Source organism: Curtobacterium sp. ME-Dv--P-122a, assembly GCF_030209645.1.
Lineage (GTDB): Bacteria > Actinomycetota > Actinomycetes > Actinomycetales > Microbacteriaceae > Curtobacterium > Curtobacterium flaccumfaciens.
Window position 1 is genome coordinate 37,246 of sequence record NZ_JARVRO010000011.1, and the last position, 24,910, is coordinate 62,155.

The 24,910-nt window shown below is 71.2% G+C and carries 22 protein-coding genes and 4 tRNA genes; 12 read left to right on the forward strand and 14 right to left on the reverse strand.

All coding sequences use genetic code 11. The features are described 5' to 3' along the window. Positions 1-40 precede the first annotated feature (40 nt). The 5 genes from QRN49_RS11750 (at position 41) to QRN49_RS11770 (ending at position 4,465) form a co-directional block, all read left to right on the forward strand. On the forward strand, positions 41-1,696 hold the full coding sequence (locus QRN49_RS11750; RefSeq protein ID WP_284755983.1) for a catalase: 1,656 nt from the start codon (positions 41-43) through the stop codon (positions 1,694-1,696). 303 nt (positions 1,697-1,999) lie between these two features. Beyond that, positions 2,000-2,452: a hypothetical protein gene (locus tag QRN49_RS11755; RefSeq protein ID WP_284755985.1), complete on the forward strand. Its 453-nt coding sequence runs from the start codon at positions 2,000-2,002 to the stop codon at positions 2,450-2,452. Continuing rightward, positions 2,449-3,552 carry a zinc-dependent alcohol dehydrogenase gene (locus QRN49_RS11760; RefSeq protein ID WP_284755987.1) on the forward strand — a complete coding sequence of 368 codons (1,104 nt, stop codon included), beginning with the start codon at positions 2,449-2,451 and terminating at the stop codon, positions 3,550-3,552. The genes QRN49_RS11755 and QRN49_RS11760 overlap by 4 nt, the downstream gene beginning before the upstream one ends. A 79-nt stretch (positions 3,553-3,631) precedes the next feature. Next, complete coding sequence (locus QRN49_RS11765) at positions 3,632-3,934, forward strand: DUF4190 domain-containing protein (protein WP_071403887.1); 303 nt, start codon at positions 3,632-3,634, stop codon at positions 3,932-3,934. 30 nt (positions 3,935-3,964) lie between these two features. Then, positions 3,965-4,465, forward strand: coding sequence for a GNAT family N-acetyltransferase (locus QRN49_RS11770; RefSeq protein WP_284755989.1), 501 nt, complete (start codon positions 3,965-3,967; stop codon positions 4,463-4,465). 3 nt (positions 4,466-4,468) lie between these two features. Here the strand turns inward: QRN49_RS11770 and QRN49_RS11775 are convergent, their stop codons facing one another. From QRN49_RS11775 to QRN49_RS11790, 4 genes are all read right to left on the reverse strand, one after another. Further along, positions 4,469-5,521 carry a BLUF domain-containing protein gene (locus tag QRN49_RS11775; RefSeq protein ID WP_284755991.1) on the reverse strand — a complete coding sequence of 351 codons (1,053 nt, stop codon included), beginning with the start codon at positions 5,519-5,521 and terminating at the stop codon, positions 4,469-4,471. A gap of 246 nt (positions 5,522-5,767) precedes the next feature. Further along, positions 5,768-6,262, reverse strand: coding sequence for a hypothetical protein (locus QRN49_RS11780; protein WP_284755993.1), 495 nt, complete (start codon positions 6,260-6,262; stop codon positions 5,768-5,770). A gap of 42 nt (positions 6,263-6,304) precedes the next feature. After that, the gene (locus QRN49_RS11785; RefSeq protein WP_284755995.1) at positions 6,305-6,568 is read right to left on the reverse strand and encodes a hypothetical protein; all 264 of its coding nucleotides are present in this window, start codon (positions 6,566-6,568) and stop codon (positions 6,305-6,307) included. A 34-nt stretch (positions 6,569-6,602) separates the two neighbouring features. Next, positions 6,603-6,749: a hypothetical protein gene (locus QRN49_RS11790; protein ID WP_209049601.1), complete on the reverse strand. Its 147-nt coding sequence runs from the start codon at positions 6,747-6,749 to the stop codon at positions 6,603-6,605. A 224-nt stretch (positions 6,750-6,973) separates the two neighbouring features. Between QRN49_RS11790 and QRN49_RS11795 the strand changes: the two genes are divergently transcribed. Beyond that, the gene (locus QRN49_RS11795; protein ID WP_284755998.1) at positions 6,974-7,369 is read left to right on the forward strand and encodes a hypothetical protein; all 396 of its coding nucleotides are present in this window, start codon (positions 6,974-6,976) and stop codon (positions 7,367-7,369) included. Positions 7,370-7,393: 24 nt separating this feature from the next. Here the strand turns inward: QRN49_RS11795 and QRN49_RS11800 are convergent, their stop codons facing one another. The 5 genes from QRN49_RS11800 to QRN49_RS11820 form a co-directional block, all read right to left on the reverse strand. Next, a complete protein-coding gene (locus tag QRN49_RS11800; protein WP_284756000.1) occupies positions 7,394-8,578 on the reverse strand; it encodes an MFS transporter in 1,185 nt (394 codons plus the stop codon). Positions 8,579-8,717: 139 nt separating this feature from the next. Further along, positions 8,718-9,098 carry a hypothetical protein gene (locus tag QRN49_RS11805; protein ID WP_284756002.1) on the reverse strand — a complete coding sequence of 127 codons (381 nt, stop codon included), beginning with the start codon at positions 9,096-9,098 and terminating at the stop codon, positions 8,718-8,720. A 123-nt stretch (positions 9,099-9,221) separates the two neighbouring features. Beyond that, positions 9,222-9,296 (reverse strand) — tRNA-Val (locus QRN49_RS11810). A gap of 47 nt (positions 9,297-9,343) precedes the next feature. Beyond that, a tRNA-Cys gene (locus tag QRN49_RS11815) sits at positions 9,344-9,417 on the reverse strand. Positions 9,418-9,499: 82 nt separating this feature from the next. Further along, positions 9,500-9,571 (reverse strand) — tRNA-Gly (locus tag QRN49_RS11820). Positions 9,572-9,786: 215 nt separating this feature from the next. Between QRN49_RS11820 and QRN49_RS11825 the strand changes: the two genes are divergently transcribed. From QRN49_RS11825 to QRN49_RS11845, 5 genes are all read left to right on the forward strand, one after another. Continuing rightward, positions 9,787-9,859, forward strand: a tRNA-Val gene (locus QRN49_RS11825). A 113-nt stretch (positions 9,860-9,972) separates the two neighbouring features. Next, positions 9,973-11,538: a DUF3375 family protein gene (locus QRN49_RS11830; RefSeq protein ID WP_284756003.1), complete on the forward strand. Its 1,566-nt coding sequence runs from the start codon at positions 9,973-9,975 to the stop codon at positions 11,536-11,538. Further along, on the forward strand, positions 11,535-12,323 hold the full coding sequence (locus tag QRN49_RS11835) for a DUF4194 domain-containing protein (protein ID WP_284756005.1): 789 nt from the start codon (positions 11,535-11,537) through the stop codon (positions 12,321-12,323). Before QRN49_RS11830 ends, QRN49_RS11835 begins: the two co-directional genes overlap by 4 nt. Continuing rightward, positions 12,320-15,688, forward strand: coding sequence for an ATP-binding protein (locus QRN49_RS11840; RefSeq protein WP_284756006.1), 3,369 nt, complete (start codon positions 12,320-12,322; stop codon positions 15,686-15,688). Before QRN49_RS11835 ends, QRN49_RS11840 begins: the two co-directional genes overlap by 4 nt. A 392-nt stretch (positions 15,689-16,080) precedes the next feature. Further along, positions 16,081-16,368: a hypothetical protein gene (locus tag QRN49_RS11845; protein WP_111046098.1), complete on the forward strand. Its 288-nt coding sequence runs from the start codon at positions 16,081-16,083 to the stop codon at positions 16,366-16,368. 166 nt (positions 16,369-16,534) lie between these two features. Here QRN49_RS11845 and QRN49_RS11850 read toward each other — a convergent pair whose 3' ends face one another. Then, positions 16,535-18,001, reverse strand: coding sequence for a peptide MFS transporter (locus tag QRN49_RS11850; protein WP_111110866.1), 1,467 nt, complete (start codon positions 17,999-18,001; stop codon positions 16,535-16,537). 198 nt (positions 18,002-18,199) lie between these two features. On the opposite strand from QRN49_RS11850, the gene QRN49_RS11855 reads away from it, so the two are divergent. Then, positions 18,200-20,350: an acyl-CoA dehydrogenase family protein gene (locus QRN49_RS11855; protein ID WP_284756011.1), complete on the forward strand. Its 2,151-nt coding sequence runs from the start codon at positions 18,200-18,202 to the stop codon at positions 20,348-20,350. Between the two features lie 88 nt (positions 20,351-20,438). Here the strand turns inward: QRN49_RS11855 and csrA are convergent, their stop codons facing one another. The 4 genes from csrA to QRN49_RS11875 are packed head-to-tail and all read right to left on the reverse strand — an operon-like array spanning position 20,439 to position 24,906. Beyond that, positions 20,439-20,717 (reverse strand): carbon storage regulator CsrA, encoded by a 279-nt coding sequence (csrA, locus tag QRN49_RS11860; RefSeq protein ID WP_152377902.1) that lies wholly within the window; start codon positions 20,715-20,717, stop codon positions 20,439-20,441. A gap of 4 nt (positions 20,718-20,721) precedes the next feature. Beyond that, positions 20,722-21,687, reverse strand: coding sequence for a hypothetical protein (locus QRN49_RS11865; protein WP_284756014.1), 966 nt, complete (start codon positions 21,685-21,687; stop codon positions 20,722-20,724). Continuing rightward, complete coding sequence (locus QRN49_RS11870; RefSeq protein WP_284756016.1) at positions 21,662-23,716, reverse strand: flagellar biosynthesis protein FlhA; 2,055 nt, start codon at positions 23,714-23,716, stop codon at positions 21,662-21,664. The genes QRN49_RS11865 and QRN49_RS11870 overlap by 26 nt, the downstream gene beginning before the upstream one ends. Further along, positions 23,713-24,906 (reverse strand): EscU/YscU/HrcU family type III secretion system export apparatus switch protein, encoded by a 1,194-nt coding sequence (locus QRN49_RS11875; protein WP_111223719.1) that lies wholly within the window; start codon positions 24,904-24,906, stop codon positions 23,713-23,715. Before QRN49_RS11875 ends, QRN49_RS11870 begins: the two co-directional genes overlap by 4 nt. Positions 24,907-24,910: the final 4 nt, after the last annotated feature.

Genomic DNA, 24,910 nt, shown 5'->3' on the forward strand with positions numbered 1-24,910 from the left:
CGGGAACCCGAGCCGACCGCGACCGCAGAGAGGACGAGACATGACCGACGTCTCCAGCCAACCGCCCGCCGAGGGCGACGACCGCCGCATCCTGACGAACCGCCAGGGCCACCCCGTCTCCGACAACCAGAACCAGCGCACCGTCGGAGCCCGTGGCCCGGCGACGCTCGAGAACTACCAGTTCCTCGAGAAGATCAGCCACTTCGACCGCGAGCGGATCCCGGAGCGGGTCGTGCACGCCCGCGGTGCCGTCGCCTTCGGGTACTTCGAGGCCACCGGCACGTGGGGTGACGAACCCATCGCGCAGTACACCCGCGCGAAGCTGTTCCAGGAGCCCGGCAAGCGCACCGACCTGGCGATCCGGTTCTCCACCGTGATCGGCGGCCGTGATTCCTCGGAGGCCGCCCGTGACCCACGTGGCTTCGCCGTGAAGTTCTACACCGAGGACGGCAACTGGGACCTCGTCGGCAACAACCTCGGCGTCTTCTTCATCCGCGACGCCATCAAGTTCCCCGACGTCATCCACTCCCTCAAGCCCGACCCCGTGACCTTCCGGCAGGAGCCGGCGCGCATCTTCGACTTCATGTCGCAGACCCCCGAGTCGATGCACATGCTCGTCAACCTGTTCAGCCCGCGCGGCATCCCCGCGAACTACCGCACGCAGCAGGGCTTCGGCGTGAACACCTACAAGTGGGTGAACGCCGACGGCGACACCAAGCTCGTCAAGTACCACTGGATCCCGTCGGTGGGTGTGTCCTCGATGACCGAGGCCGACGCCGACGCCGTGCAGGCCGGCGACCTCGGGCACGCGTCGAAGGACCTGTACGAGGCGATCGAGCGTGGTGAGTACCCCGAGTGGGAGCTGCGCGTGCAGCTCATGGACGACCACGAGCACCCGGAGCTCGACTTCGACCCGCTCGACGACACGAAGGTGTGGCCGGAGAACGAGTTCCCGCCGAAGCCCGTCGGCAAGATGGTCCTGAACCGCAACGTCACGAACCACTTCGCCGAGAACGAGCAGCTCTCCTTCGGCACCGGCGTGCTCGTCGACGGCCTCGACTTCTCCGACGACAAGATGCTCGTCGGCCGCACGTTCTCGTACTCGGACACGCAGCGCTACCGTGTCGGCCCGAACTACCTGCAGCTGCCGGTGAACGCCCCGAAGAACGGTGCCGTCGCGACCAACCAGCGCGACGGACAGATGGCGTACCACCAGGACCACGGCGGCGAGAACCCGCACGTCAACTACGAGCCGTCGATCACCGGCGGCCTGCGCGAGGCGGAGTACCCGACCCACGACGACCAGGGACCGGAGATCGTCGGGCGTCTCACCCGCAAGCGGATCCCCCGGACGAACGACTACACCCAGGCCGGCCAGCGGTACCTGCTCCTGCAGGACTGGGAGCGCGACGACCTCGTCGCGAACTTCGTCGACCTCATCTCGCAGGCGGCCCGTCCGGTGCAGGAGCGCATGCTCTGGCACTTCTACATGGTCGAGGACGACCTGGGTCGTCGCGTCGGCGAGGGCCTCGGCATCACCCTCGACGAGGTCAAGGACCTGCCCCCGCTCCAGTCCCAGACGCTCAGCGACGACGAGCTCGCCCGCCTCGCGAACCTCGGTCACAACGGCTCCCGCGACGTCGAGGGGCTGATGATGACGCACTGCGTCCCCGACGAACGTGCCGTGCGCGTCTGACACGCGACCTCAGGACGGACGGGAGGCCCGGTGCCAGCTGGCACCGGGCCTCCCGTCCGTCTCGCTGCCGTCACCTGCAGCAGCGCATCACGGACAACCCGGGACGGCGCCAGGGAGGCCACGCTCATCGTGGATCGACAGGAGCGACTCCGCGACCCCGACCGGCACGATCGCGCGGTCGTCGCTCCCGTCCCGTTGATCCGCACCGATGCGACTCAAGGAGGCCGCGATGGAACACACGAATCCCCGGCGGTGTGGCGCGAACGCGTCCGCTGCCCACCGACTCCTCGCTGGGACACCACGATGAGGGCCCGGAACCTCGCCGCCGCTGCGATGGTCACGGCTGCCGTCGGCATCGTCGTCTCGCGCCGCCGACGCGGCGCACCCGGGCCCGCACGGAAGGTGCTGGCCGAACCGCGTTCCGGCTGGCACGCGGTCACGGTGAACCGCGGCCAGGACGAGGTGCTGCCAGGCGGGCGGATCCCCGCGCCGCTCACGGCGTTCGGGCAGGACGTCGAGGTGGAGGCCCGTCCCGCGCCCGGCGATCGCGGCACCGAGCTCCGTGCCCGGTTCCGAGGCGGCGGCCCGGATTCTCAGGGTCGGCTGCGGGCCGCTCTGCGTGAGGCGAAGCAACTCATCGAGGTCGGCGAGGTGCTCCGGGTGGATCCGGTCCCCCACGGCCGACGGAAGGCCACACCCACCGGCGCGTTGGTGGACGTGGCGACGAAACGGAGCAACGAGGAGGGTGTGCTGTGAAGGCGCTCTGTTGGACCGGGGTCAACGAGACCGCGGTGGAGACGGTGGAGGACCCGAAGATCCTCAACGAGCACGACGTGATCCTGAAGGTTCGTCTGAGCACCACCTGCGGCTCGGACCTGCACCTGCTCGGCGGGTACATCCCGACCATGCGATCCGGTGACGTCCTGGGGCACGAGTTCATGGGCGAGGTCGTCGAGACGGGATCGGCCGTCACGAAGCACAAGGTGGGCGACCGGGTCGTCGTCTGCTCGTTCATCGCCTGCGGGCAGTGCTGGTACTGCACCCACGGGCAGTTCTCACTCTGCGACAACGGCAACCCGAACCCGGGGCTGACCGAGGCGATGTGGGGGTCGTCGATCGGCGGCTGCTTCGCCTACAGCCACGCGCTCGGCGGGTTCGCAGGCAGCCACGCCGAGTACGTCCGCGTGCCCTACGCCGATCAGGGGGCGTTCACGGTCCCCGACGGCGTGTCCGACACGGCTGCCCTGTTCGCCTCCGATGCCGCACCCACCGGGTGGACCGGAGCCGACCTGGCCGGGATCACACCGGGTGACACCGTCGCAGTGTGGGGCGCCGGTGGCGTCGGCCAGATGGCCGCTCGTGCGGCGATGCTCCTCGGCGCCGAGCAGGTGATCGTGATCGACCGTCTGCCCGAACGGCTGCAACAGGTGCGCGAGCACATCGGTGCCGAGACGCTGGACTACACGAGCGACGCCGTGCTCCCGGAACTCAAGGAACGCACCGGCGGTCGGGGTCCCGACGTGTGCATCGAGGCCGTCGGCATGGAAGCGCACGGCACCGGACCGCTGTACCTGTACGACCAGGCCAAGCAGCAGCTGCGGTTGCAGACCGACCGGCCGACCGCCCTGCGCGAGGCGATCTACGCCTGCCGGAAGGGCGGAAGTCTGTTCTCGCTCGGGGTCTTCGGTGGGCTCGTCGACAAGTTCCCGTTCGGCGCGATCATGAACAAGGGCATGACGGTCCGCGGCGCCCAGCAGCACGGGCACCGCTACATCCCGATGATCCTCGACCGCATCGCCGCGGGAGGAAGGCGTTGCCGCACGCGCTGCTGTCGTACTTCTTCGGGACGGTGCTGATCGCGGTCGCCATCAACCTGGTGACGAACCTCGGTCAGGGGTGAGCGGAGGAAACCTCGTCGCCCCTAGGCTGACCGGCGTGACCGACCTCGCTCCTGACCAGACCGCGCCGAGCGCCGCCGGGTCCCCCGCATCGGCAGCCGTGCCGGTACCGCCCCTCAGCCTGCTCGCGGTGGTGGCGATCGCCCTCGCGTTCGTGGCACCGATCGGCGGTCTCGTCGTCGGGTTCATCGCGCGCCGCGACGTGCGACTGACCGGTGAGCGGGGCGACGGCATCGCGTTCGCGGCGATCCTGATCGGGGCGACGCTGACGTTGTTCGGGGTCATCGTGCCGCTGTTCCTCGGCGGTGCCGGGTTCTTCGACCTGGACCTCCAGCTCTGAGCACCGGACGCCGGTCGTTACCCTGATCGAGTGGGGAACGATCCTGATGTCTCGACGCTGATCCGCCCGGCCACGCTCGCCGATGCGGATGCGATCGCCCACGTGCACACGGTGTCGTGGCGAGAGACCTACGGCCGGTTCATCGACGACCCGGACACGAGCCCGTGGTTCGACGCGGGTCGCCGGGTCGACATGTGGCGGTCGACGCTCGCGAGCCCTGACGCCCGAGGAGCCGTTCGGGTCGCCCTCGACAGCACCGGCGTCGTGGGTTTCGCCGCGGCGCAGACGACCCCCGAGCCGGATGCCGTCCGCCCCGAGGAGCTGACGACGCTCTACGTCCTGGCACGTGCGCACGGGACCGGAGCCGGCCAGGCACTCCTCGACACCGTGCTCGCCGATCGTCCGGCGTCACTGTGGGTGGCCGCGGACAACCCGCGGGCGCACGCCTTCTACCGGCGGAACGGCTTCACGCCCGACGGTGCCGAGTCGGCGTTCGGACCCATCCCCCGGACCGTGCGTCTGGTGCGCTGAACGTCAGTCCACGGCCGGCGCGGAGATGTCCCACACGGTGGTCTCCTCGTACTGCTCGGACCAGCCGCGGCGCATGCGGGCGGCGGCACGGTCGAACGCGTCGACGACGTCGGTGTCCGGCGTCAGCAGCGCCTGCAGGCGGATGCCGTCGTAGAGGGCGAGCAGCTGCTGTGCCCCGCGGATCGGGTCCATCGTCGCCGGTTCGCGGCCGGCGCGGACGTCTTCCTGCAGCGCGGTGCGGACAGTCTCGCGGAACTGCAGGTACGCGGACCGGTAGTAGTCGGCGCCGTCCGTCGACGGGTCGGTCGAGATGGCCAGCGTCGCGGCGATCAGGCGCATGAGGGACGGGTCCTCGGCGTGAGCGGAGAGCAGCGCGTGCAGGAACGCCACCGTGCCCTTCTCACCGGCGAGCGGCAGCAGCGGTGCCGACACCGCGCGGGTCCACCGCATCACCGCGGCGGCCAGCAGTGCGTGCTCGGAGGGGAAGAGCTCGAGGAGCTCGGCCTGCCGCATCCCCGACCGGGACGCGACGCCCTCGAGCGAGAAGCGTGACAGTCCCCCGTCGTGGAGGACCGCGATCGCACCGTTGATCGCCCGGGTGCGCGGGACTTCCTCGTCGGCGGCGTTCTGGTTCGTCAGGGGTGCCAGCGGGTGCTTCCGGAACCAGTCCAAGAGTGCGCGAGCGCGGGAGGCCCCGAACGCCGGATCGGTCGGGCGACCCGGGCTGAACAGGTCGCTGAACCCCGGAACGTCGTGCATCAGCGGGTCGAGGGACTGGAACGCCATCGACCAGTCCGGGAACGAGCGCTGGGCGATCGGCTCGTCGAGCAGCACCCGGACGTTCGTGTGTCGCGGGTCGGCCTGGACCTGGTCGAAGCGCTGCCGGACGACGTCGTCCTCGCCCTCGATGATGCCGATGCAGTTGTCGTCGCGGTGCGCGAGCATGCCGGTGACGCCGAGCCGGGTGTTCTTCTCGCGACCGACCGCCAGGATCTGGGCGAGTTCGGAATCCGTGATCGGACGGGTCTGGGTGCTGGTGTAGACGAGCGATCGCATGGTGCTGCTTCCTGGTCGGACGGTCCCCCGGTGTGTGGGAGGCGCCGCCGTGTCGAACCCGAATCGACTCGACGGCACCTCGTGGTCACCGTAACCAGCGGCGACCACCTTCACTGCGACGCAAGACGGTCCGTGGCTGTTCGGCACCCGGAGGATGCCGACCTCTGAATGGAACCATCTGCCCGAGTCCGGCGGTACCCCCACAACGGGGAACGCACGTTCTCCGGCTGTTCCTGGAGGTTCGCTTCAGTTCGCGCGGTCGCCCGACGGGGGCGTCTCGAAGATGCGCTCGCCCGTCGTCGGGTCCCACCCGATGGTGCGGGGTTCCGCTGATCGCGGGCGTCGTTCGTCCCGCGGGAAGAACGGACGGGCGCTGGGCAGGTAGCTGAGCACCGCGGCGACGACGACGCAGACGGCCTCGATGAAGCTCCAGTCCACGCCGTCGGTGGCGATGGCGAACACTGTGCTGCAGGCACTCAGCCCGGCGATGATCGCGAGCCAGAGACGCGCGTTCCCGGAGCCTCGTCCCATCCGCGTCGCCAGCCACACGAACAGTGCCGACCAGGCGAGGACGAGGACGAGCCCGATCGACGCCCCGATGATCGCGCCGCCGGCTTCGCGCATGGTCACGACCATGCCGGGCGCGGCGGCCACGAGGCTGATGATGACGGACGCCCACCAGAGCGCCACGGCGATCGTGACGACCCGCGGTCGCGTGCGCTGTTCGGTGTGCTGTTCCATCAGGTGCTCCCCCGTCGTTCCGCTGGATGCGGCTCGACGATCCTACGGTGACGGCTGACGCGCTCCGGACTTCCGCGATCGGCGGAGGATGACCAGTCCGACGGTCAGCCCGGCTGCTGTCAGTGCTGGGGTCACGAACCACCCGAGCGCGATCGGCAACACCCTCTCGGCGGGTGCGTCGACGCCGAGGAGCAAGTGCAGCACCAGGAGCGGGAGTACGACAGTCGCCGTCCAGGACGCGATCACCAGCACGGTGAGCAGGACCACCGCGCCCCGGTGCGGAGCCGTCCCGGGAGCGATCGTCATGCGCCCATCCAACCAGTGGCCCGGCGCGAACGATCTACGGGCGGTAGTCCTCACGACGCGGCAAGAGCTCCGCCGCGTGCGAGTCGATGTACGGCTTCGCGCCCAGCATCCCGCCCATCGTCTTGGCGACCGTCGTGAGCAACGCTCCGATCCCCCGTGCCACGATGCTCAAGATCTTCATGGTGCCCCCTCGTCGGACCGACCTGCGGTGTCGGTCTCTACCCGTCACACCGTACGCGGAGGGCCGGATTCCCGCCAGGGACGGCAGCCTCTCGGTCCCGTCGTTGATCGAGGTCGCGCATAGGCTGGACGCCCGACCGGGGAGGAGTCGCGATGCCGGTGGTCCGCGAGCGAGTGCCGTTGTGGCGCACGCCCTGGTGGCATCCTCGCCGCTGGGAAGCGCGCATGTGGGTGCTGCTCGTCGCGGCTGCTGCTGGCGGCGTCCTCCGCGAAGTGGCGCATCCGTTCTACGACGACGGGGTCGAGGCGATCGTGAAGTGGCTCGGCCTCTGCATCCCCGGATGTGTGATCGCGTACGTCGTGGTCGGTCGGTGGAAGAAGGGCCTCACCACGCTGTGGAAGCCGTCGTGGCGCGAGCTCCGACGGATCCTGTTGGCAGCACCGCTCGGGCTGCTGGCCCTGCGCCTGCTCATCGAGGAAAACGACGGGTGGGTGTGGTTGCTCGCCGGGGTGTCCGCCGCGCTGCTCGCGCTCGCGGTGGCTCGCTGGGTCGCTGCGCACCGCGATCGCCGACGTCGGACCGATGTGTACGGGACGGTGTCCGCTGACCCGTACGCGTAGCGCCCGATCGGGTTCGTCGATCCCCTACGCGTCCTGTGCCGAGTCGGTCTTCGACGGCAACCGCGATGCCACGAGCGTCCCGACGAGCGCCACCACCGCGAAGGCCGCGAACCCGAACGGCAGCCCGATCGCACTGCCGACACCACCGACGACGAGTGGTCCGACGGCGTCCCCGGTCTCACGCCCGAGCTCCGCTGAACCCATGGTGCGACCGAGCCGATCCGGCGGAGTCGTCCCGGCGAGGTGCGCGAACGCGACGGGTGTCAGCGTGGCGACACCAGCCCCGGCGAGCAGCGCCGCGATGAAGACGGCCACCGCCGAGGGTGCGACGGCGACCACCAGGAACGCAGCGGCCACCGCGGCCGTCCCGGCCATCCCCGCGACCGCGGTGCCGAGACGCCCGGCGTCGTGCAGCCGCCCGGCGACGGGCTGCACGAGCGACGACGTCACGGCGAGGACGGCGACCGCGAGCGTCGACACCAGGAGCGGGATGCCGACCTCGGTGCCGAGCGCCGGGAGCATCCCGGTCAGCGCGCCGATCGCAGCGCTGCCGACGGCCAGGACGACGACCGGGATCAGGAACTGGCGGTCCGTGGCAGCTCGGACCATCACGGCGAGCGTGGCCCGCTGCCGGGGCAGGGGCACGGTCGGCTCGACGGCGACGAGCACCGCCACCGCCGTCACGAGGGCCATCACGACGAGGATCCCGAAGAGCCACTGCGTGCTGCCGAACTGCACCACGAGTGCACCGATGACCGGTCCCCCGGCGTAGCCGAGACCCTTCCACGAGCCGTACCGACCGAAGTACGTCCCGCGACGGTGCGCCGGCACGAGGCGGGCGACCGCGGCGGACGATGCCGGCGAGAACGCGGAGGCGCCGGCACCCTGCAGCAGACGGGCGAGCCCGAGCCAGAACGGACCGGTCCCGAAGACGCCGATGAGTGAAGCCGCCGCGAAGACGATGAGTCCGCCGACGATCACCGGTCGCGGGCCGATGCGGTCGGAAAGTGCGCCGAAGACCGGCTTGAGGACGAGTTCGGCGACGTCGTAGAGCGCCAGGAAGAGCCCCAGCCACGCGAGCGTCAGGCCCAGTTCGAGGTGCTCGCCGCCGACCGCCGCGGCGATGCCGTTCGCCCCGAAGGCGGTCACGAACCCGGCGGCGTACAGCGGAGCGAGCCGAGGGGCAGTGGTCGTCGACGAGGCGGTCACGTGCTCACCTTGGCCGACCGCGCTCTGGTCCACCAGCCCCTCGTGGTCGACACGCGGGCCAGCGAACGCCGCGCGCCCTGCGACGAGGCCGGCTGACTCGATCCGGGCCATTCCGGTCGCCGTCGAGGGAACTCCGTCGCTACAGCCGGATCGCCCACTCGATGGTCGGCGGTGCTCCGCCGCCGTGTCGGAGGGCGTAGTCGTCCAACACCGCCCGGCGGACGTCCACACCGCTCGCGAATCGTTCCAGGTGTGTCAGGAGCCAGTCTGCCGGCGCCTCGTCGATCATCTCCTGCCACGTCGGGCCGTGCACTTCGTCCAGTTCGAGCACGGCAGCGTGGGTGTCACGGCCGTCGAACTCGTAGACCGCGACTCGGCGCGCGGTGAACGCCAGCCAGACTCCTCGTTCGACGACGACGTCACCGGGGTCCCGATCGTTCCGCTGCCACTCGCAGACCTTGTGGAACAGCACCGGCGTGGTGCCGCGTCGGGCACGCTTCCGCCTCCGGCCGATCTGCATGACCACCACCGTACCGAGCGGGGTCCACGGAACATCGCGGTCCTGGCGGACTGGGAACGACGAGCAGACCGGAACGAAGAAAGCCCCCGACCGGACCTGGTGGTCCTGCCGGGGGCTTCGTGGTGGTGGGCGATACTGGGATCGAACCAGTGACCTCTTCCGTGTCAGGGAAGCGCGCTACCGCTGCGCCAATCGCCCAAGTCCCTGCGTGGACCGGAGTCCATCAAGGTCTTGGAGGGTGGATCTGGAGGTGGGGACGGGATTCGAACCCGCGTGGACGGCTTTGCAGGCCGCTGCCTAGCCTCTCGGCCACCCCACCATTGAGGTTCACGTCTCCGTGAGTACCCGAACGGTGGGATACCCTCTGGTGAGTCGCGGGCCTTCGAGAAGACCCACACTCGAGCGGATGACGAGATTCGAACTCGCGACCCTCACCTTGGCAAGGTGATGCGCTACCACTGCGCCACATCCGCACTTGTCGTTCCGCTGTCGCGGCGACGACGTAAACTCTATACGCACCGGGGCACTTCCACCAAAATCCTCCCCGTTCACCGGGCGTGTCCCCCGAGTTCATGCGGATCGGGGCGGTTCGACACCCCCTGCGGACAGCGCGCCACACCCGGGCCGCGCGACGTGTTCGATGCACCGCCGGACTTCCGCTAGTATCGATCCGCACGAACAGTGCAGGGGGCGATTGGCGCAGTTGGTAGCGCGCTTCGTTCACACCGAAGAGGTCATCAGTTCGAGTCTGGTATCGCCCACACAGCAACACCCACCACCGACAAGAGCCCGACGCAGCAGCGTCGGGCTCTTGTCATCTCATCAGGCCGCAGCACGCGGGCCAGACCACCAGCACGATCGGACGAAGGGGCGCATGACCGACGTCGACCTCGAGTTCGCCCGGGTCCGAGCGGTCCTCGACCGTCCGACCCTGCGGCTCATGTCCCGGCCGACCAGCGCCACGGTCCTCGCCGTGTTCCGCACGGTCTTCGACCGCGACGTGCAGTACGTCCCCGCCGACCGCATGCACCTGCAGGTCGAGGAGCACGTGGCGCGCCTGCAGGCGGCGGGCGTCCGCGTGCCCGCGAGCGACCAGGCGGTACCGGCGGCCAGTGCGCAGACCGACAGCGCGCAGACCGAGGGCGAGCAGGAGACCCGTCCGAACGGCCGCGCGCTGTGCCGCGAGTGGGTCGGCGCCCAGTGGCTGGTCCGCTCGAACTCCCCCGACGGCGACGAGCAGTACTCCCTGACGAGCCACGCGCTCGAGGCGCTGAGCCTCGTCGACGCCCTGTCGGCCGACCGTGCCCTGATCAGCGAGAGCCGGCTGGCGATGATCGTCGACGCCGTGCACCGGTGGGCAGCCCGCGCCGAGCCCGACCCCGACGTGCAGATCCGCCGGATCGACGCCCAGATCGCCGAGCTGCAGGCAGAGCGGGAGCGCCTGGAGCACGGCGACGACGTCGTGGCCGTCGACGACGACCGGATGCGCGACGGGTACACGAACATCTCCGACCTGATCCGGCAGCTGCCGAGCGACTTCAAGCGCGTGGAGGAAGCGGTCGCGACGATGCACCGCTCGATCGTCGAGGACTTCCGGCAAGAGGTCCGCCCGATCGGCGAGATCCTCGACGACTACCTTGCCCGCACGGACAACCTGATGGAAGCGACGCCCGAGGGCCGTGCCTTCGAGGGCGCCTTCGAACTGCTGCGCGACGACGCCCTGCTCCTGCGGCTCCGGGACGACATCGCGACGATCCTGGCGCACCCGTTCGCGCAGGGTCTCGGAGCCGGCGAGCGTCGGGCCTTCCGCAACACGGTGACGATCCTGCGCCAGGGCATCGAGGACGTCCTCGCCCAGCGCCGTCAGCTCACCGCCACGCTCCGCGACCAGATCGTCGCCCACGACGTGGTGCGAGACCGCGAGCTCGACGCGGTGCTCCGCTCGATCAACCGCGGCCTCGCCACCCTGATGGACCAGGGCGGCGCGCGCGACCGGATCCCGCTGCCGCTCCTGCCGGCGGCCGCCGAGGTCGGCACGCTGCGCGAGCGCTTCTACGACCCGGACGCCGAGTCCGTGCCGCCGCCCATCGAGGAACCCGACGACGACGTCTTCGAGGACCTCGACGTCGAGATGCTCCGCATGCACGGCGGGCCGCTCCTGACCGAGCTGCGCGCGGCACTCCGCTCCGCCGAGGCCGACTCCAGCGTCGACGCGTTCCACGGGCTGCCGCCCGAGCAGCGCCGACCGGTCGAGCTCTTCGGCCTCGCGCACCTGCTGACGGGGCGCGACGACTTCGAGTCCGCCGCGCACGTCGCCGAGCACCGGACGGTCCGCCCCGACGGCACCGCGATCACCTTCCACATGCCCACCGCTGCGCTCGACGACGAGCGCACTCCGGTCGGCGACGCACACGACGAGAACGCACAGGAGGCACGGTGAGCGACACGACGCCGGCACCGGTCGACGACACGGTCCCCTACGACGACCCCGCATCCGTGATGCAGGACGACGAGCGTGACGAGTCCAGCTTTGCCCTCTTCGAGGGCGACGAGGGTCGGCTCGACGAGCACCAGCGACGCGCCCTGGTGGCACTGCTGCGGCACTCGTACGTCAGCTCCCGCACGCACCCCGACGAGTGGCGCGCGGTGCTCGACGCCGAGTACCAGCTGCGGTCCCGCCTGAACGACCTGTTCCTCGAGCTGCACGTCGACCGTGACCGCGAGGTCGCATGGAAGCGCCAGGCCCGGTCGGAGAGCCAGCGCCGCACGTTCCCGACCCTGCTCCGCGACCTGCCGTACACCCGCGAGGAGACGATCGTCCTCGTCTACCTGCGGATGCGCCTGCGCGCCGACGCCCGACCGGGCCCGGACCAGGTCGTCGTCGACCGGTCCGAGATCCTCGGGCACGTGGCGGGCTTCCGTCCGGCGACCGCGACCGACCGCACCCGCGACGAGGGCCGGGTCGCGAAGGCGATCGAGCGTCTCGTCACAGCACGCATCCTGATCCGCACCTCCGACCCGGACCGCTTCCGGGTGGCGAGCGTCGTCGAGGTGCTGCTCCCCCTGGAGCGCCTGCTCGAACTGGACACCTGGTTGCGGACCAGAACCGCGCAGGGTGACGCGACCACCCCGGGCGGCGAGCCGACGGACGGGGACGACCCGGGCCTCCCGACTGACGGCGAAGCCGAGACCGACACCGACGACGAAGGCGAGACGGAAGCGTGACCGACACGTTCGAGATCCCGGCGCTCTTCGACACGGTCGCGCAGTGGCGCGCCGAGTCGATGCAGGTCGTCAACTGGGGTGGGTTCCACGGCCACCGGCAGGTCGAGCTGTCCGGCACGGCGACGCTCATCTCAGGCGCCTCGGGCACCGGCAAGTCCACGCTGATGGACGCCTACCTGGCCGTGATGATGCCGTCCGACGTGCCGTTCAACGGCGCCTCGAACGACGCCACCACCGGCCGCGCCCGCAGCGCCGACCAGCGCAACCTGCTCACGTACCTGCGCGGCAAGGTCGACACCCGGCGCGACCCGGAGACCGGCAGCCTGCGCGACGTGAACCTGCGCGGCGACGACCAGACCACGTGGGGGGCGGCGGCGGTCACGTTCCGGAACGACGACGAACGGCGTTTCACGGTGCTGCGTGCGTACATCGTGCCGAAGCGCGCCCGCGGGGTCGGCGACATCCAGATGACCATGGCGACGGTCGACGACACCTTCGACCTGCGTCGGCTCGAGGAGTTCGTGCCGTCGCGGTTCCACCACCTCGAGCTGACCGGCCGCGTGCCGGGGCTCGTCATCCGCGACACCTACCAGGAGCTCGCGTACACGCTGCAGACCCGTCTGGGCATCGGCGACTCCGGCGGCGGCAACCGGGCGATGCGCCTGCTCGCCCGGATCCAGGCCGGCCAGCACCTGCCGACCGTCGACGCGCTGTACAAGTCGCTCGTGCTCGAGACCCCCGGCACGTACGAGGCGGCCGACCGGGCCCTCGCGCACTTCTCCGCCCTCGACGAGGCGTACGAGGCGATGGACACCGAGGAGCGCAAGGTCCGCATCCTCTCCCCCATCACCGACCTGCACGACGAGATCTCGCGTGCGACCGAGGCCGCAGCGGCCCTGGACGGCATCGCGACCGGCGCCGAGGTGTCGCCGTTCGCGCACTGGACGGCCTCGCGGAAGCGCGATCTGCTCGACGCCGAGGTGTCGCGCAACGCCCGCGAGCGAACGGCATCGCGCGCCGAGGTCGCCGCGGCCGAGGCCCGGCACGCCGCCGTCGAGATCGAACTGCGCGACGCCGAGGCCCGGCTCCGCGACCAGGGCGGCAACGCACTCGCCCAGCTCGAGGACCGCATCGAACGGCTCACCCGTGAGCGCGACGCCGTGGTCCGCACCCGTGGCACCTTCGACGAGCGCACGGCGGTGCTCGGGGTCCCGGTCTCCTCGGAGCAGGACTTCATCGGGATCCAGCGTGCCTCGCACGAGTTCCTCGGGTCGTACGCCGACGCGCGCACCGCCCTCGACGAACGCCGCGACGCCCTGACCCGCGAGGAGTACCCGCTCCTCGACCGCGAGCGGTCCCTGCGGCAGGAGCGCCAGTCGCTCGAGCACCGGCAGGGCGCCATGCCCTTGCCGATGCACGAGGCCCGGCTCGCGATGGCCCGCGCGGCCGGCATCGACCCGGCCGAGCTGCCCTTCGTGGCGGAACTGCTCGACGTGTTGCCCGGCGAGGAGCGCTGGCGCACGGCCATCGAGTCCGTCCTGGCCCCCGTCGCCCGCACGCTGCTCGTCGACCAGGACCGCCTCGGCGACTTCAGCGAGGCGATCGACGCACTGCGCCTGCCCGTCCGCGTGCAGTTCGAGGGTGTGCCGACCGGCCCGCACCTGGACCTCGACGGCGACCCGGCGATGGTCTCCGGCAAGCTCGCCATCAAGCCGTCGCCGTTCAGCACCTGGGTGCGCGAGCGGATCGAGTCCGACCGCACCGACGCCCGCTGTGTCGCCTCGGCGTCGGACCTCAGCGGTGGTGGCCGCCGGGTCACCGCGTCCGGGCAGCTGCGCGACGGCCGTCGTGGCGCGCACGGTGACCGCCGCCAGTCGAACGTCATCGGCTTCACGAACGAGGCCCGCGTCGCCGCGGTCGAGCAGGAGCTCGCCTCGATCGCGCAGGACCTCGCCACGCTCGAGGCCCGCCGCACCGACGTCGCGCAGGACCTCACCGCGCTCGACGTGCTCCGCGCCGCGCACCAGCACGTGGTCGACGTCACGTGGGCCGCGATCGACGTCGACGGGCTGGGGACCTCCCTCGCCCGGCTCGACGAGGAACGGCAGGCGCTGCTCGCCGCCGACGACGGCCTCCGGACACTGCGGGCCTCGGTCGCCCGGCTCCGGAAGTCCCTCGACGAGGCCGCCGACCGTCGCTCCGCCGCACGGCTGTCCGTCCAGCGGCTCGAGGAGCGCCACGCGGTGCTCGTCGACGGCCAGGACGCCGCCGCAGAGATCCTCGAGCGCTTCGACTCTTCGCCCGGTTCGATGCCGGACGACCAGCAGTCCCGTCTGCTCGAGGAGACCTTCGAGGAGATCGGCGCCCCGGACGGAGTCGACGGGTTCGACGACGCCACGCGACGGCTGAAGCGCCGGCTCGAGGAGCGGCTCACGCAGGCACTCGACGGTGCCGCGGCGGCCTCGACCTCGTTGACGCTGACGTTCCAGCGGTACCAGGACGCCTGGCCCGACCCGAACCTCGGCACGGGCGTCGCGTCGTACCCGGACTACCACGCGATCCTCGACCAGATCGTGGCGACCGGCCTGCACGCGCGTCGGAGCGAGTGGCGTCGACGCCTGTCGCAGTGGAGCGGCGAGGACCTCGTCCCGCTCGCCGGCGCCTTCGACCGCGCCGTCGTCGAGATCGAGGAGCGCCTCGAGCCGGTCAACGAGATCCTGCGGGAGCTGCCGTTCGGCGCGAACCGGGACCGCCTGAAGATCCAGATCCGCCGGGTCACCCGCGAGGACGTCACCGCCTTCCGCCGTGAGCTCCGAGCCCTGTCCGCCTCGGTCGACACCGAACTGACCGACGACGTGCTCGAGACGCGGTTCCGACGGCTCCGGCGCTTCATGGCGGTCATCCGGCCCGACCCGGACGCGGCCCGGGGCCGCACCACCCAGCGCGACGCGGTGCTCGACGTCCGCCGGCACATGGAGATCACGGCGGTCCGGTACGACACCGACGGCAACGACCTCGGCGTGTACTCCTCGCTCGGCGACAAGTCCGGTGGTGAGACGCAGGAGCTCGTGGCGTTCATCGTCGGCGCCGCGCTGCGCTACCAGCTCGGTGACGAGACCCGTCCCCGTCCCCGGTTCGCGCCGGTGTTCCTCGACGAGGCGTTCATCAAGGCGGACTCGGAGTTCGCCGGCCGTGCGGTCACCGCGTGGCTCCGGCTCGGGTTCCAGCTCGTCGTGAGTGCGCCGCTCGACAAGGTCACTGCGCTCGAACCGTCGATGGAGCGGCTCCTGTCGATGCGCAAGCACCCCGAGACGGGCCACTCGTCCATCACCGAGATCGCCCGGGTGGAGCCGGCCGCCGTCTGACGCGGGTTGGGTCTGGTCGCGCGTGTCGGCGGGTCAAGACACCCCGCTCAGGTTCGCCGAGTGGTCACGAACCGTCGGATAGCGGCGGCGCCGCCGAAAGTTCGTGACCAGTCGAAGCGCAGCAGGCGGGGTGTCCTGACCACCCGGTCCGCGGCCTGGAGGCGCGGTGCGGGCCCGCCACGGGCCTCCCGGCCGTCGTCCCGCCGGTCGGAACACCCCGCTCACCTCCGCGCGCTGGTCACGAACCGTCGCCTGGCGGCGCCGCAGCCGACGGTTCTTGACCACTCGGCGCGCCGCAGGCGGGGTGTCCTGACCACCCGGCGGCCGGGCCGTCAGCGTGTCGACAGGTGCCGCACAGACGTTCCGTGACCACTCGCCGCTACGGTGATGGCGTGTTCGGACGCCGCCGCTCCCCCAGTCCCCGCCCCGACGACGCTCCCGGTCTCGGCATCGGTGCCCTCGTGCAGGTCATCGACACCGATCGGGGCGGCGAGCAGTGGGCCGACGAGCCGATCGGGGTGATCGTGGCTCCCGGCGGGAGTCAGATCGGCGGGACACAGCGCACGTGGACCGTCGCCTTCGATGAGCCCGCGTACACGAAGGACGGCCGCGGCCCCTTCGAGCGCGCGACCGTCCTGAGTCGTCAGCTGGTGCCGGTCACGACCGACAGCGGCGAGTAGTCCGGGTCAGGGACTCAGTACTCCTCGGAGCCGCTCTTCATCATGGCCGCGACGGCCATGCAGCACCCGACGCCACCGAGGACGCCGACGCCGATGATGATCCCTGCGATGAGTTCGAGCATGGGTGGTGACTCCTTGGTTGCGTCGGCGTGTGGCTCCGTTCAGGTTACCGGATGCCGCGCATGAGCCGCAGCACCGGCTTGGCCAGGAGCAGCAGGACCACGCCCACCACGACGGCGACCAGGCCGAGGATCGTGAAGTACGGGGCCTCGTCCGCCGGGTCGTAGTAGCGGGACAGCACCCCGGTGACGGCGGTGCCCAGCGACACCGACAGGAAGAACAGCGCGACCATCTGCGTCTGGAACTTCGGCGGCGCGAGCTTCGTGGCGACGGACTGGCCGACGGGTGAGAGCAGCAGCTCGGCGAGCGTGAACACCAGCAGGATGCCGACGAGCGCGAGCAGCGGTGTGCCGTTCTCGCCCGAGCCGGTGAACGGCAGGAAGAGCAGGAACGCGAGCCCCATGATCCCGGTGCCGAGGGCGAACTTCGTCGGGGTGGACGGCTGGCGGTCACCGAGCTTGGTCCACAGCGCCGCGAAGACACCGGACAGCACGATGATGAAGACCGGGTTGATCGACTGCACCCATGACACCGGCATCTCCCAGCCGAACAGCGAGCGGTCGAGGCGCTCGTCGGAGTAGACCGTCACGACGGTGAACTGCTGCTGGTAGAGCGACCAGAACACGGCACTGCCGATGAACAGCGGGATGAACGCGAAGACCCGCGACCGCTCGTCACGGGTGATGCCGCTCGACAGGATCACGACGAAGTAGCCGATGGTGGCCAGCACGACGACCGCCACCACGACGGTGGGCAGGTTGCCGACGTTGAGCAGGCCGGTCAGCACGGCGACGACGATGACGACGAGCGCGACGACGACGCCGGCTCCGATGAGCGGCAGACGGCGGCGGTCGACGGGGTTCGCCACGTGGCGGACGACCTCGGGCAGCTTCTTCCGCCGGATCGCGTACTGCACCAGGCCCGCCGCCATGCCGACGGCGGCGAGGCCGAAGCCCCAGTGGAAGCCGAGCGAGCTCTGCAGCAGCCCGGTGAGCAGCGGTCCGAAGAACGCCCCGAGGTTCACGCCGAGGTAGTAGAGCGAGAAGCCGGCGTCGCGGCGCGGGTCCTCGCGGCTGTAGAGGCCGCCGACGATCGTGGTGGCGGTGGCCTTGAGCCCGCCGGAGCCGAGCGCGATGAGCACGAGGCCGACCCCGACCCCGGCCACCCCGGGGATGAGCGCGAGGGCGATGTGCCCGAGCATCACGACGATCGCGCTGCCGAACAGGGTCCGGTCAGCTCCGATCAGCCGGTCGGCGATCCACGCCCCGATGATCGTGAACAGGTAGACCGCGCCGCCGTAGGCACCCATGATGCCGGTGGCGATGCCCTTGTCGATCCCCAGGCCGCCCTGCGTGACCGTGTAGTACATGTAGATGAGGACGATGCCCTGCATCCCGTAGAACGAGAACCGCTCCCAGAGCTCCACGGCGAACGGTGTCGAGAGCTCGAACGGTTGCCCGAAGAAGGTGCGTCCGGGACGGCCTTCGCGGTCCGCGGGGGTGGTACGTGACATGGCGGCCAGTCTGCCCCTGGCCGGGTGGGCACGCCCAATCGTCGAACCCCACTCATGTCTTTGGAGGGTTCCCACGACCCCGTGACGGCACCGGCGACACGGGGTTGTGCGGCCCGCACGGGGTTCCCGCCACTGTCGGCACCGATGTCTAGCGTGGACGGTGCAACACGGACACCGCAGTTCAGGAGGACTCCGCCCATGGTCGACACCGCACCCGCCCAGCGCACCACCCCCGCCAGCGGCAGCGACACCGCGCCGGACGTCGACGCGAAGAACGCCGCGCAGCACGCCGCGCCGAACGCCGACGCCGCCGGCGACCCGGCAGCGGGCACCCCGACCGCCGGGACGGACACCGACGTCCGGATCGACGTCGAGCTGGTGCAGGAGCTCCTGCTCGGACGCTGGGCCGAGGACCGCCGGATCTCCCGGCGTCTCGCGCTCGACCCCGCGATGCAGAAGATCGAGGGCCAGCCGATCCCCGAGCACCGGGCACGCGTGCTCGAGCAGCTCCGGACCCTGGTCGACGCCGGGGCGATCCAGCGCCCCTACCCCGCCGAGTTCGGCGGCCAGAGCAACCACGGCGGCAACCTGGCGGCGTTCGAGGAACTCGTCACCGCCGACCCGTCGATGCAGATCAAGGCCGGGGTGCAGTGGGGACTGTTCGGGTCCGCCGTGCACCACCTGGGCACCGAGGCGAACCACCGCGAGTTCCTGCCGGGCATCGTCTCGTTCGAGGTCCCCGGCTGCTTCGCGATGACCGAGACCGGCCACGGCTCGGACGTCCAGAGCATCGCCACGACGGCCACGTACGACCCCGCGACCGAGGAGTTCGAGATCCACACGCCGTTCCGCGGTGCGTGGAAGGACTACATCGGCAACGCAGCCCTGCACGGGCACGCCGCCGTCGTGTTCGCGAAGCTCGTGACCGCCGGTGTCGACCACGGCGTGCACGCGTTCTACGTCCCGCTCCGCGACGCCGAGGGTGCGTTCCTGCCCGGCGTCAGCGGTGAGGACGACGGACCCAAGGGCGGGCTGAACGGCATCGACAACGGCCGGCTCGCGTTCGACCACGTCCGGGTCCCCCGCACCAACCTGCTGAACCGCTACGGCGACGTCGCCGCCGACGGCACCTACTCGTCGCCGATCGCCTCGCCCCGCCGCCGGTTCTTCACGATGCTCGGCACCCTGGTGCAGGGCCGGGTGTCGCTCGACGGCGCCGCGGTCGTCGCCCAGAAGATCGCGCTGCAGATCGCCCTGACCTACGCGATGCAGCGTCGGCAGTTCCCCACCGGTGACGGCACCGAGGGCGTGCTGCTCGACTACGGCCGGCACCAGCGCCGGCTCATCCCGCGCCTGGCGACGGTGTTCGCGCAGTCGTTCGCGCACGAGAAGCTCCTGCGCACCTTCGACGACGTCTTCAGCGGGCGCGAGGACACCCCGGAGCGCCGGGAGGACCTGGAGACCCAGGCCGCGGCGTTCAAGTCGATGTCGACCTGGTCGGCGCTCGACACCCTGCAGGAGGCCCGTGAGGCCTGCGGCGGTGCCGGGTTCCTCGCAGAGAACCGTCTGACCGGGCTCCGCGCCGACCTCGACGTCTACGTGACGTTCGAGGGCGACAACACCGTGCTGCTGCAGCTCGTCGGCAAGCGCCTGCTCACCGAGTTCCGCGCGAAGGCCCCGAAGGACCCGGCGTCCACCGCGAAGTTCGTGGCGGCCGTCGCGGCGTCGAAGCTGGCCGACGCGTCCGGCATCCGCCGCCTCGGCCAGACCGTGGCCGACCGCGGGTCCCTGGCCGCCAGCGTCGCCGACCTGCAGGACCCCCGCACGCAGCGCGAGCTGCTCGCCGGTCGGGTCGACACGATGGTCGCCGAGATCGGCATGCGGCTGGCGTCGGCTGGCAAGGACCGCGCCCGCGCCGCCCGACTGCTGAACCGTTCGCAGCACGAGCTCATCGAGGCGTCGAAGGCACACGCCGAGCTCATGCAGTGGGAGGCCTTCACCGAGGCGCTCGACGAGGTCACCGAGGGCGACACCCGCCGCGTGCTCGTCTGGCTGCGCGACCTGTTCGCGCTCGGCCTGCTCGAGCAGCACCTGGACTGGTACCTGCTGCACGGTCGGCTGTCGGCGCAGCGTGCCCGTGCGGTGTCGGCGTACATCGACCGGCTCGTCGCCCGGGTCCGGCCGATCGTGCCGCAGCTGATCGAGACCTTCGGCTACGAGCCCGGCCACGTCCGCGCCCCGATCGCGCTCGGTGCGGAGCAGGCCCGACAGGACGAGGCCCGCGCCTGGTTCGCCGCCGAGGCCGCCGCCGGCCGCCTGCCCGAACAGGAGAAGAAGCCCCGCCCGTGACGGACGTGCAGCCCCGCCCGTCACGCGCATGCAGCCGCCCGTGATCGACGAGCAGCCGCGCCCGTGACGGGCGTAGCTACTCGGACGGCTAGGAGTCGGTCGGTCCCGACGGAGTCGAGCCGTCGACGGCAGCCCCGCCACGTGCCCCGAGCGCCGCGCGCAGCTGCGCCTCGGCGTCGTCACCGGCGGCGGCGGCCTCGGCGTTCGCCTCGGCGACCGCACGCACGACCTCTTCGCGCTGGATCTTCACGCCGCGCGGGGCGTCGATGCCGATCCGGACGCCGTCGCCCCGGGAGTCGAGCACCGTGATGACGATGTCGTCGCCGACGAGGATCCGCTCGCCGACCTTCCGCGTGAGTACCAGCACCGGTTCAGCCTAGCGACACGACGGGCAGCCCCAGCAGGTCCACCGACCCGGGCGTGGCGGTCTCCCCCGCACCGATCGCCACGACACCGACCACGGGCAGTCGCGAGGCCACCGCGGACACCATCGCGGCCGAGTCCGCGGGCTTCCGCCCGACGTCGACCACGACCCACACCTGGTCGGCCTGCAGCGCGTCACCGGTCGCCCGGTCGTCCCACGCGGCGACGGCGAGCACCGCGTGACCGTCGCGGACGCCGTCGGCCCGCGCCAGGATCGCGGCACGGCGGTCGGCGGCGTCCGTCGGCCGGAGCGCGTGCCGCACCGCGAAGAGCCCGGCGGCGGCGTCGACGTCGTTCGGCCGCCCGACCAGGAGCACCAGGTCGCCGTCCGCGGATCGCACGGCGGGCGCGGTGGACCGGGCCACGGGAGCAGGCGAGGGCGCGTCGAGGACGCGGGACGGGCCTCCCGACCGGGTCTCGACGACCGGCTGCGCGACGGCCACCGTCTGCGTGTCGACCACCGTCTGCGCGTCGACGGCGGCCTGGAGGCGCGGGTCGACCCCCGCGGGCACGTCCGGCTCGGCCGGCGCGCGCGTCGGGCGCGGGGCGCTCGGCGTGATGCCGTCCGCCTGGAACCCGTCGAGCACCGACGCGAAGGCGTCGGCCCGCGTCGTCGCGGTGCCGTCGGTGCCGGCGATGCGGGCCTCGGCCGCCTCGGCGTCGGCGAGCAGCGCGGCGATGCCGACGCGCTGCACGGGCGAGTCGGCGATGACGACCCGGGCGGTGGGCTGGTCCCCCGGTTCCGGCACCTCGACGGTGGCCTCGACGTGCGCCTTGCGGAACAGTCCGCCGAAGCCCGGGGTGGTCACGCGTTCGGCCGCGACGATCCGCGCACCCGCGCCGAACTCGGTCCGGACCGCGTCGCGGACGGACTCGAGCGTGGCGCCGCTACGCTGCAATCGGGTCGGCGGCACGGACCACTCCCACGGTCTCGATGGTGGAGCCCGCGGCGGTGGCCTCCTGGTACGACAGCACCGGGAGCCCGTTCGACTGGGCGGCGACCATGCGGTGCACGGCCGGGCGGAGCTGCGGGGCGCAGACCAGGACGGCGGAGAGCCCCTGGTCCTCCACGGAGCGCACGGCGTCGCGGACGGAGCCGAGGACCTGCTCGATGCGGTGCGCGTCGAGCACGATCTGGCTGCCCTGCTCGGACGGCCGGAGCCCCTCGAGCATCGACTGCTCGAGCATCGGGTCGATCATGATGACGCGCAGGGTGCCCGCGTCGGTGTGCCGGGCGGCGAGGGCCGGGCCGAGGGCTGCACGGGCGGACTCGACGAGCCCCTCGGGGTCGGTCGACACCTTTGCGCGGAGCGTGAGGGCCTCGCAGATCCGGCCGAGGTCGTTGATCGGCACGCGCTCGGCGAGCAGGCCCTGCAGCACCCGCTGCAGTTCGGCCATCGAGAGCCTGCCGGGGACGAGCTCCTCGACCGCGGCGGGGTTGACCTGCTTGACGCCCTCGGTCAGGACCTTGACGTCCTCGCGGGTGAGCAGGCGCGCGGCGTTGTCGCCGATGACCGCCTGCAGGTGGGTGACGAGCACCGAGACCCGGTCGATCACGGTCGCGCCGGTCATCTCGGCGGCGTGCCGCAGTTCGGCGGGCACCCACTTGCCGGTCAGGCCGAAGACCGGCTCGACGGTCGAGGTGCCGGGCAGGCCGTCCAGGTGGTCGCCGAGCGCCAGGACGCTGCGGGCGGGCGCGGTGCCCCGACCGGCCTCGACGCCGGCGATGCGGACGGCGTACGTCGACGGCGGCAGGTCGATCGAGTCGCGGGTGCGGACCGGCGGGACGACGATGCCCATGTCGATCGCGATCTTGCGGCGGAGCGCACGCACCCGGCCGAGCAGGTCGTCGGAGGCGCCGGAGACCATGTCGACCAGGTCGGGGGCGAGCAGGATCTCGAGGGCGTGCACGCGCATCTGCTCGAGCAGGTCCTCCGGGGTGTCGCCCGTCGGTGCCGCGGCCGCGAGTGCCTGCTGCTGTGCGGCGTCGGCTTCGGCCCGGGCGGCGTTCCGGCCGATCCGCCAGCCGGTGAAGAGCAGGGTCGCGCCGACGAGCAGGAAGGGCAGGATCGGCATGCCGGGGATGAACCCCATCGCGATCGCGGCGACGCCGGCGATCATCAGGGCGTTCCGCGACTGCGACAGCTGCGTCGCGGCCGAGGACCCCATCTCGGACTCCGCGCCGGACCGGGTGACGATCATGCCCGTGGACACCGCCATGAGCAGCGCCGGGATCTGCGTGACCAGGCCGTCACCGATCGTCAGGATGCCGTACTTCGACAGGGCGTCGGTGACGGACAGGCCGTTCTGCAGCATGCCGATCGCAATGCCGCCGATCAGGTTGATGATGATGATCAGGATGCCGGCGATCGCGTCGCCCTTGACGAACTTCGACGCACCGTCCATCGCGCCGTAGAAGTCGGCCTCGGCGGACACCGCGGCGCGGCGCTCCTTGGCTTCCTGGTCGGTGATCAGCCCGGCGTTCAGGTCGGCGTCGATCGCCATCTGCTTGCCCGGCATCGCGTCGAGGGTGAAGCGTGCCCCGACCTCGGCGACGCGCTCGGCACCCTTCGTGACCACGACGAACTGGATGACGATGAGGATCAGGAAGATGACCGCGCCGATGATGATCGACCCGGAGACGGCGACGTGGCCGAACGCCTGGATGACGTCACCGGCGAAGCCCTCGCCGAGCACCAGCCTGGTGGACGCCACGTTCAGGCCGAGCCGGAACAGCGTCGCGACGAGCAGCAGGGACGGGAACACCGAGAAGTCGAGGGGCTTCTTCACGAACAGCGTCGTGAGCAGGATCACCAGCGCCAGCAGGATGTTGATGATGATCAGGAAGTCGAGCAGGAACGACGGCACCGGCAGGATCAGCAGCAGGATGATGCCGACGATGAACACCGGGACGACGAGCTTCGGCAGGTCCTTGCGGTTCATGCGGGGAGTCCTTCGGTCTGGTTCTCTGCGGTGCGCGGTGTGCGGAGCCTGCGGGGGCGGAGGTCCCCGGTCAGGGTGGCGGGGTCGATGACGCTCGCGACCTCGTCCGGGGTGGTCGGCCGCGGCGGTGCGTGCGTGCCGGCCGCGGTGCCGCGGGCCTTGAGCGCCATCACGAAGGACAGGACGCGGGCCACCGGCGTGTACAGGTCGACGGGGATCTCGTGCCCGAGCTCGCACGCGGCGTGCAGCGCCCGGGTCAGCGGGACGTCGCGGACGATCGGCACCCGCTCTTCCTCGGCACGGGCGCGGATCACGTCGGCGACCGGTCCGGCCCCCTTCGCCACCACCCGGGGCGCGGACTTCCCCGGCTCGTACTTGATCGCGACGGCGTAGTGGGTCGGGTTCGTCATCACGACGTCCGCCGTGCCGATGGCCTGGATCATCCGGTTGCGGCTCATCGCGAGCTGACGGGAGCGGCGCTGCGACTTCACCAGCGGGTCGCCGTCGCTCCGCTTGTTCTCGTCCTTGACCTCGCGCTTGGTCATCATCGTGCGCTTCCGGTTGCGGCGGATCACCACGAACACGTCGAGGGCTGCGAGGACGAGCCCGGCGACGATCGCGGCGCGCAGCAGCGTGCCCGACCCGGCGGCGGCGGCCTCGAGCACGGCCGACAGCGGCAGCGAGCCGCTCGTCATCAGGACCGGCATGAGCCCCTGCACCGCGAACCACAGGACGAGCCCGACGACGGCGGTCTTCAGCAGCGCCTTCGCGCCGTTCCAGAGCGCCTGGGTGCCGAACACGCGCTTCAGTCCGGCGACGGGATCGAAGTGGTCGGGCTGCGGCGTCATCTTGCGGAAGTGCACTCCGCCCTGGGTGACGGCGGCGGCGAGCACCGCGACGGCGACGACCGCGAGCATCGGGCCGAGGGTCGCACCCATCGAACCGAGGGCGTCGGCGAGCAGGGCCTGCACGGCGCCGAGCTCGGGGTCCTCGATGACGCGCTGCACGGCGAGGAGCTGGTCCTGCCCGGCGGCCGCGGCGTTGCCGATCGCGGCAGGGATCATGAGCGCCGCCACGGCGATCCCGATCCACGCGCCGAGGTCCTGCGAGCGACCGATCTGGCCCTTCTCGTGGACCTCGCGCATCCGCTGCTGGGTTGCCTGTTCGGAACGTTCTCCGCTGTCGGACACGTCG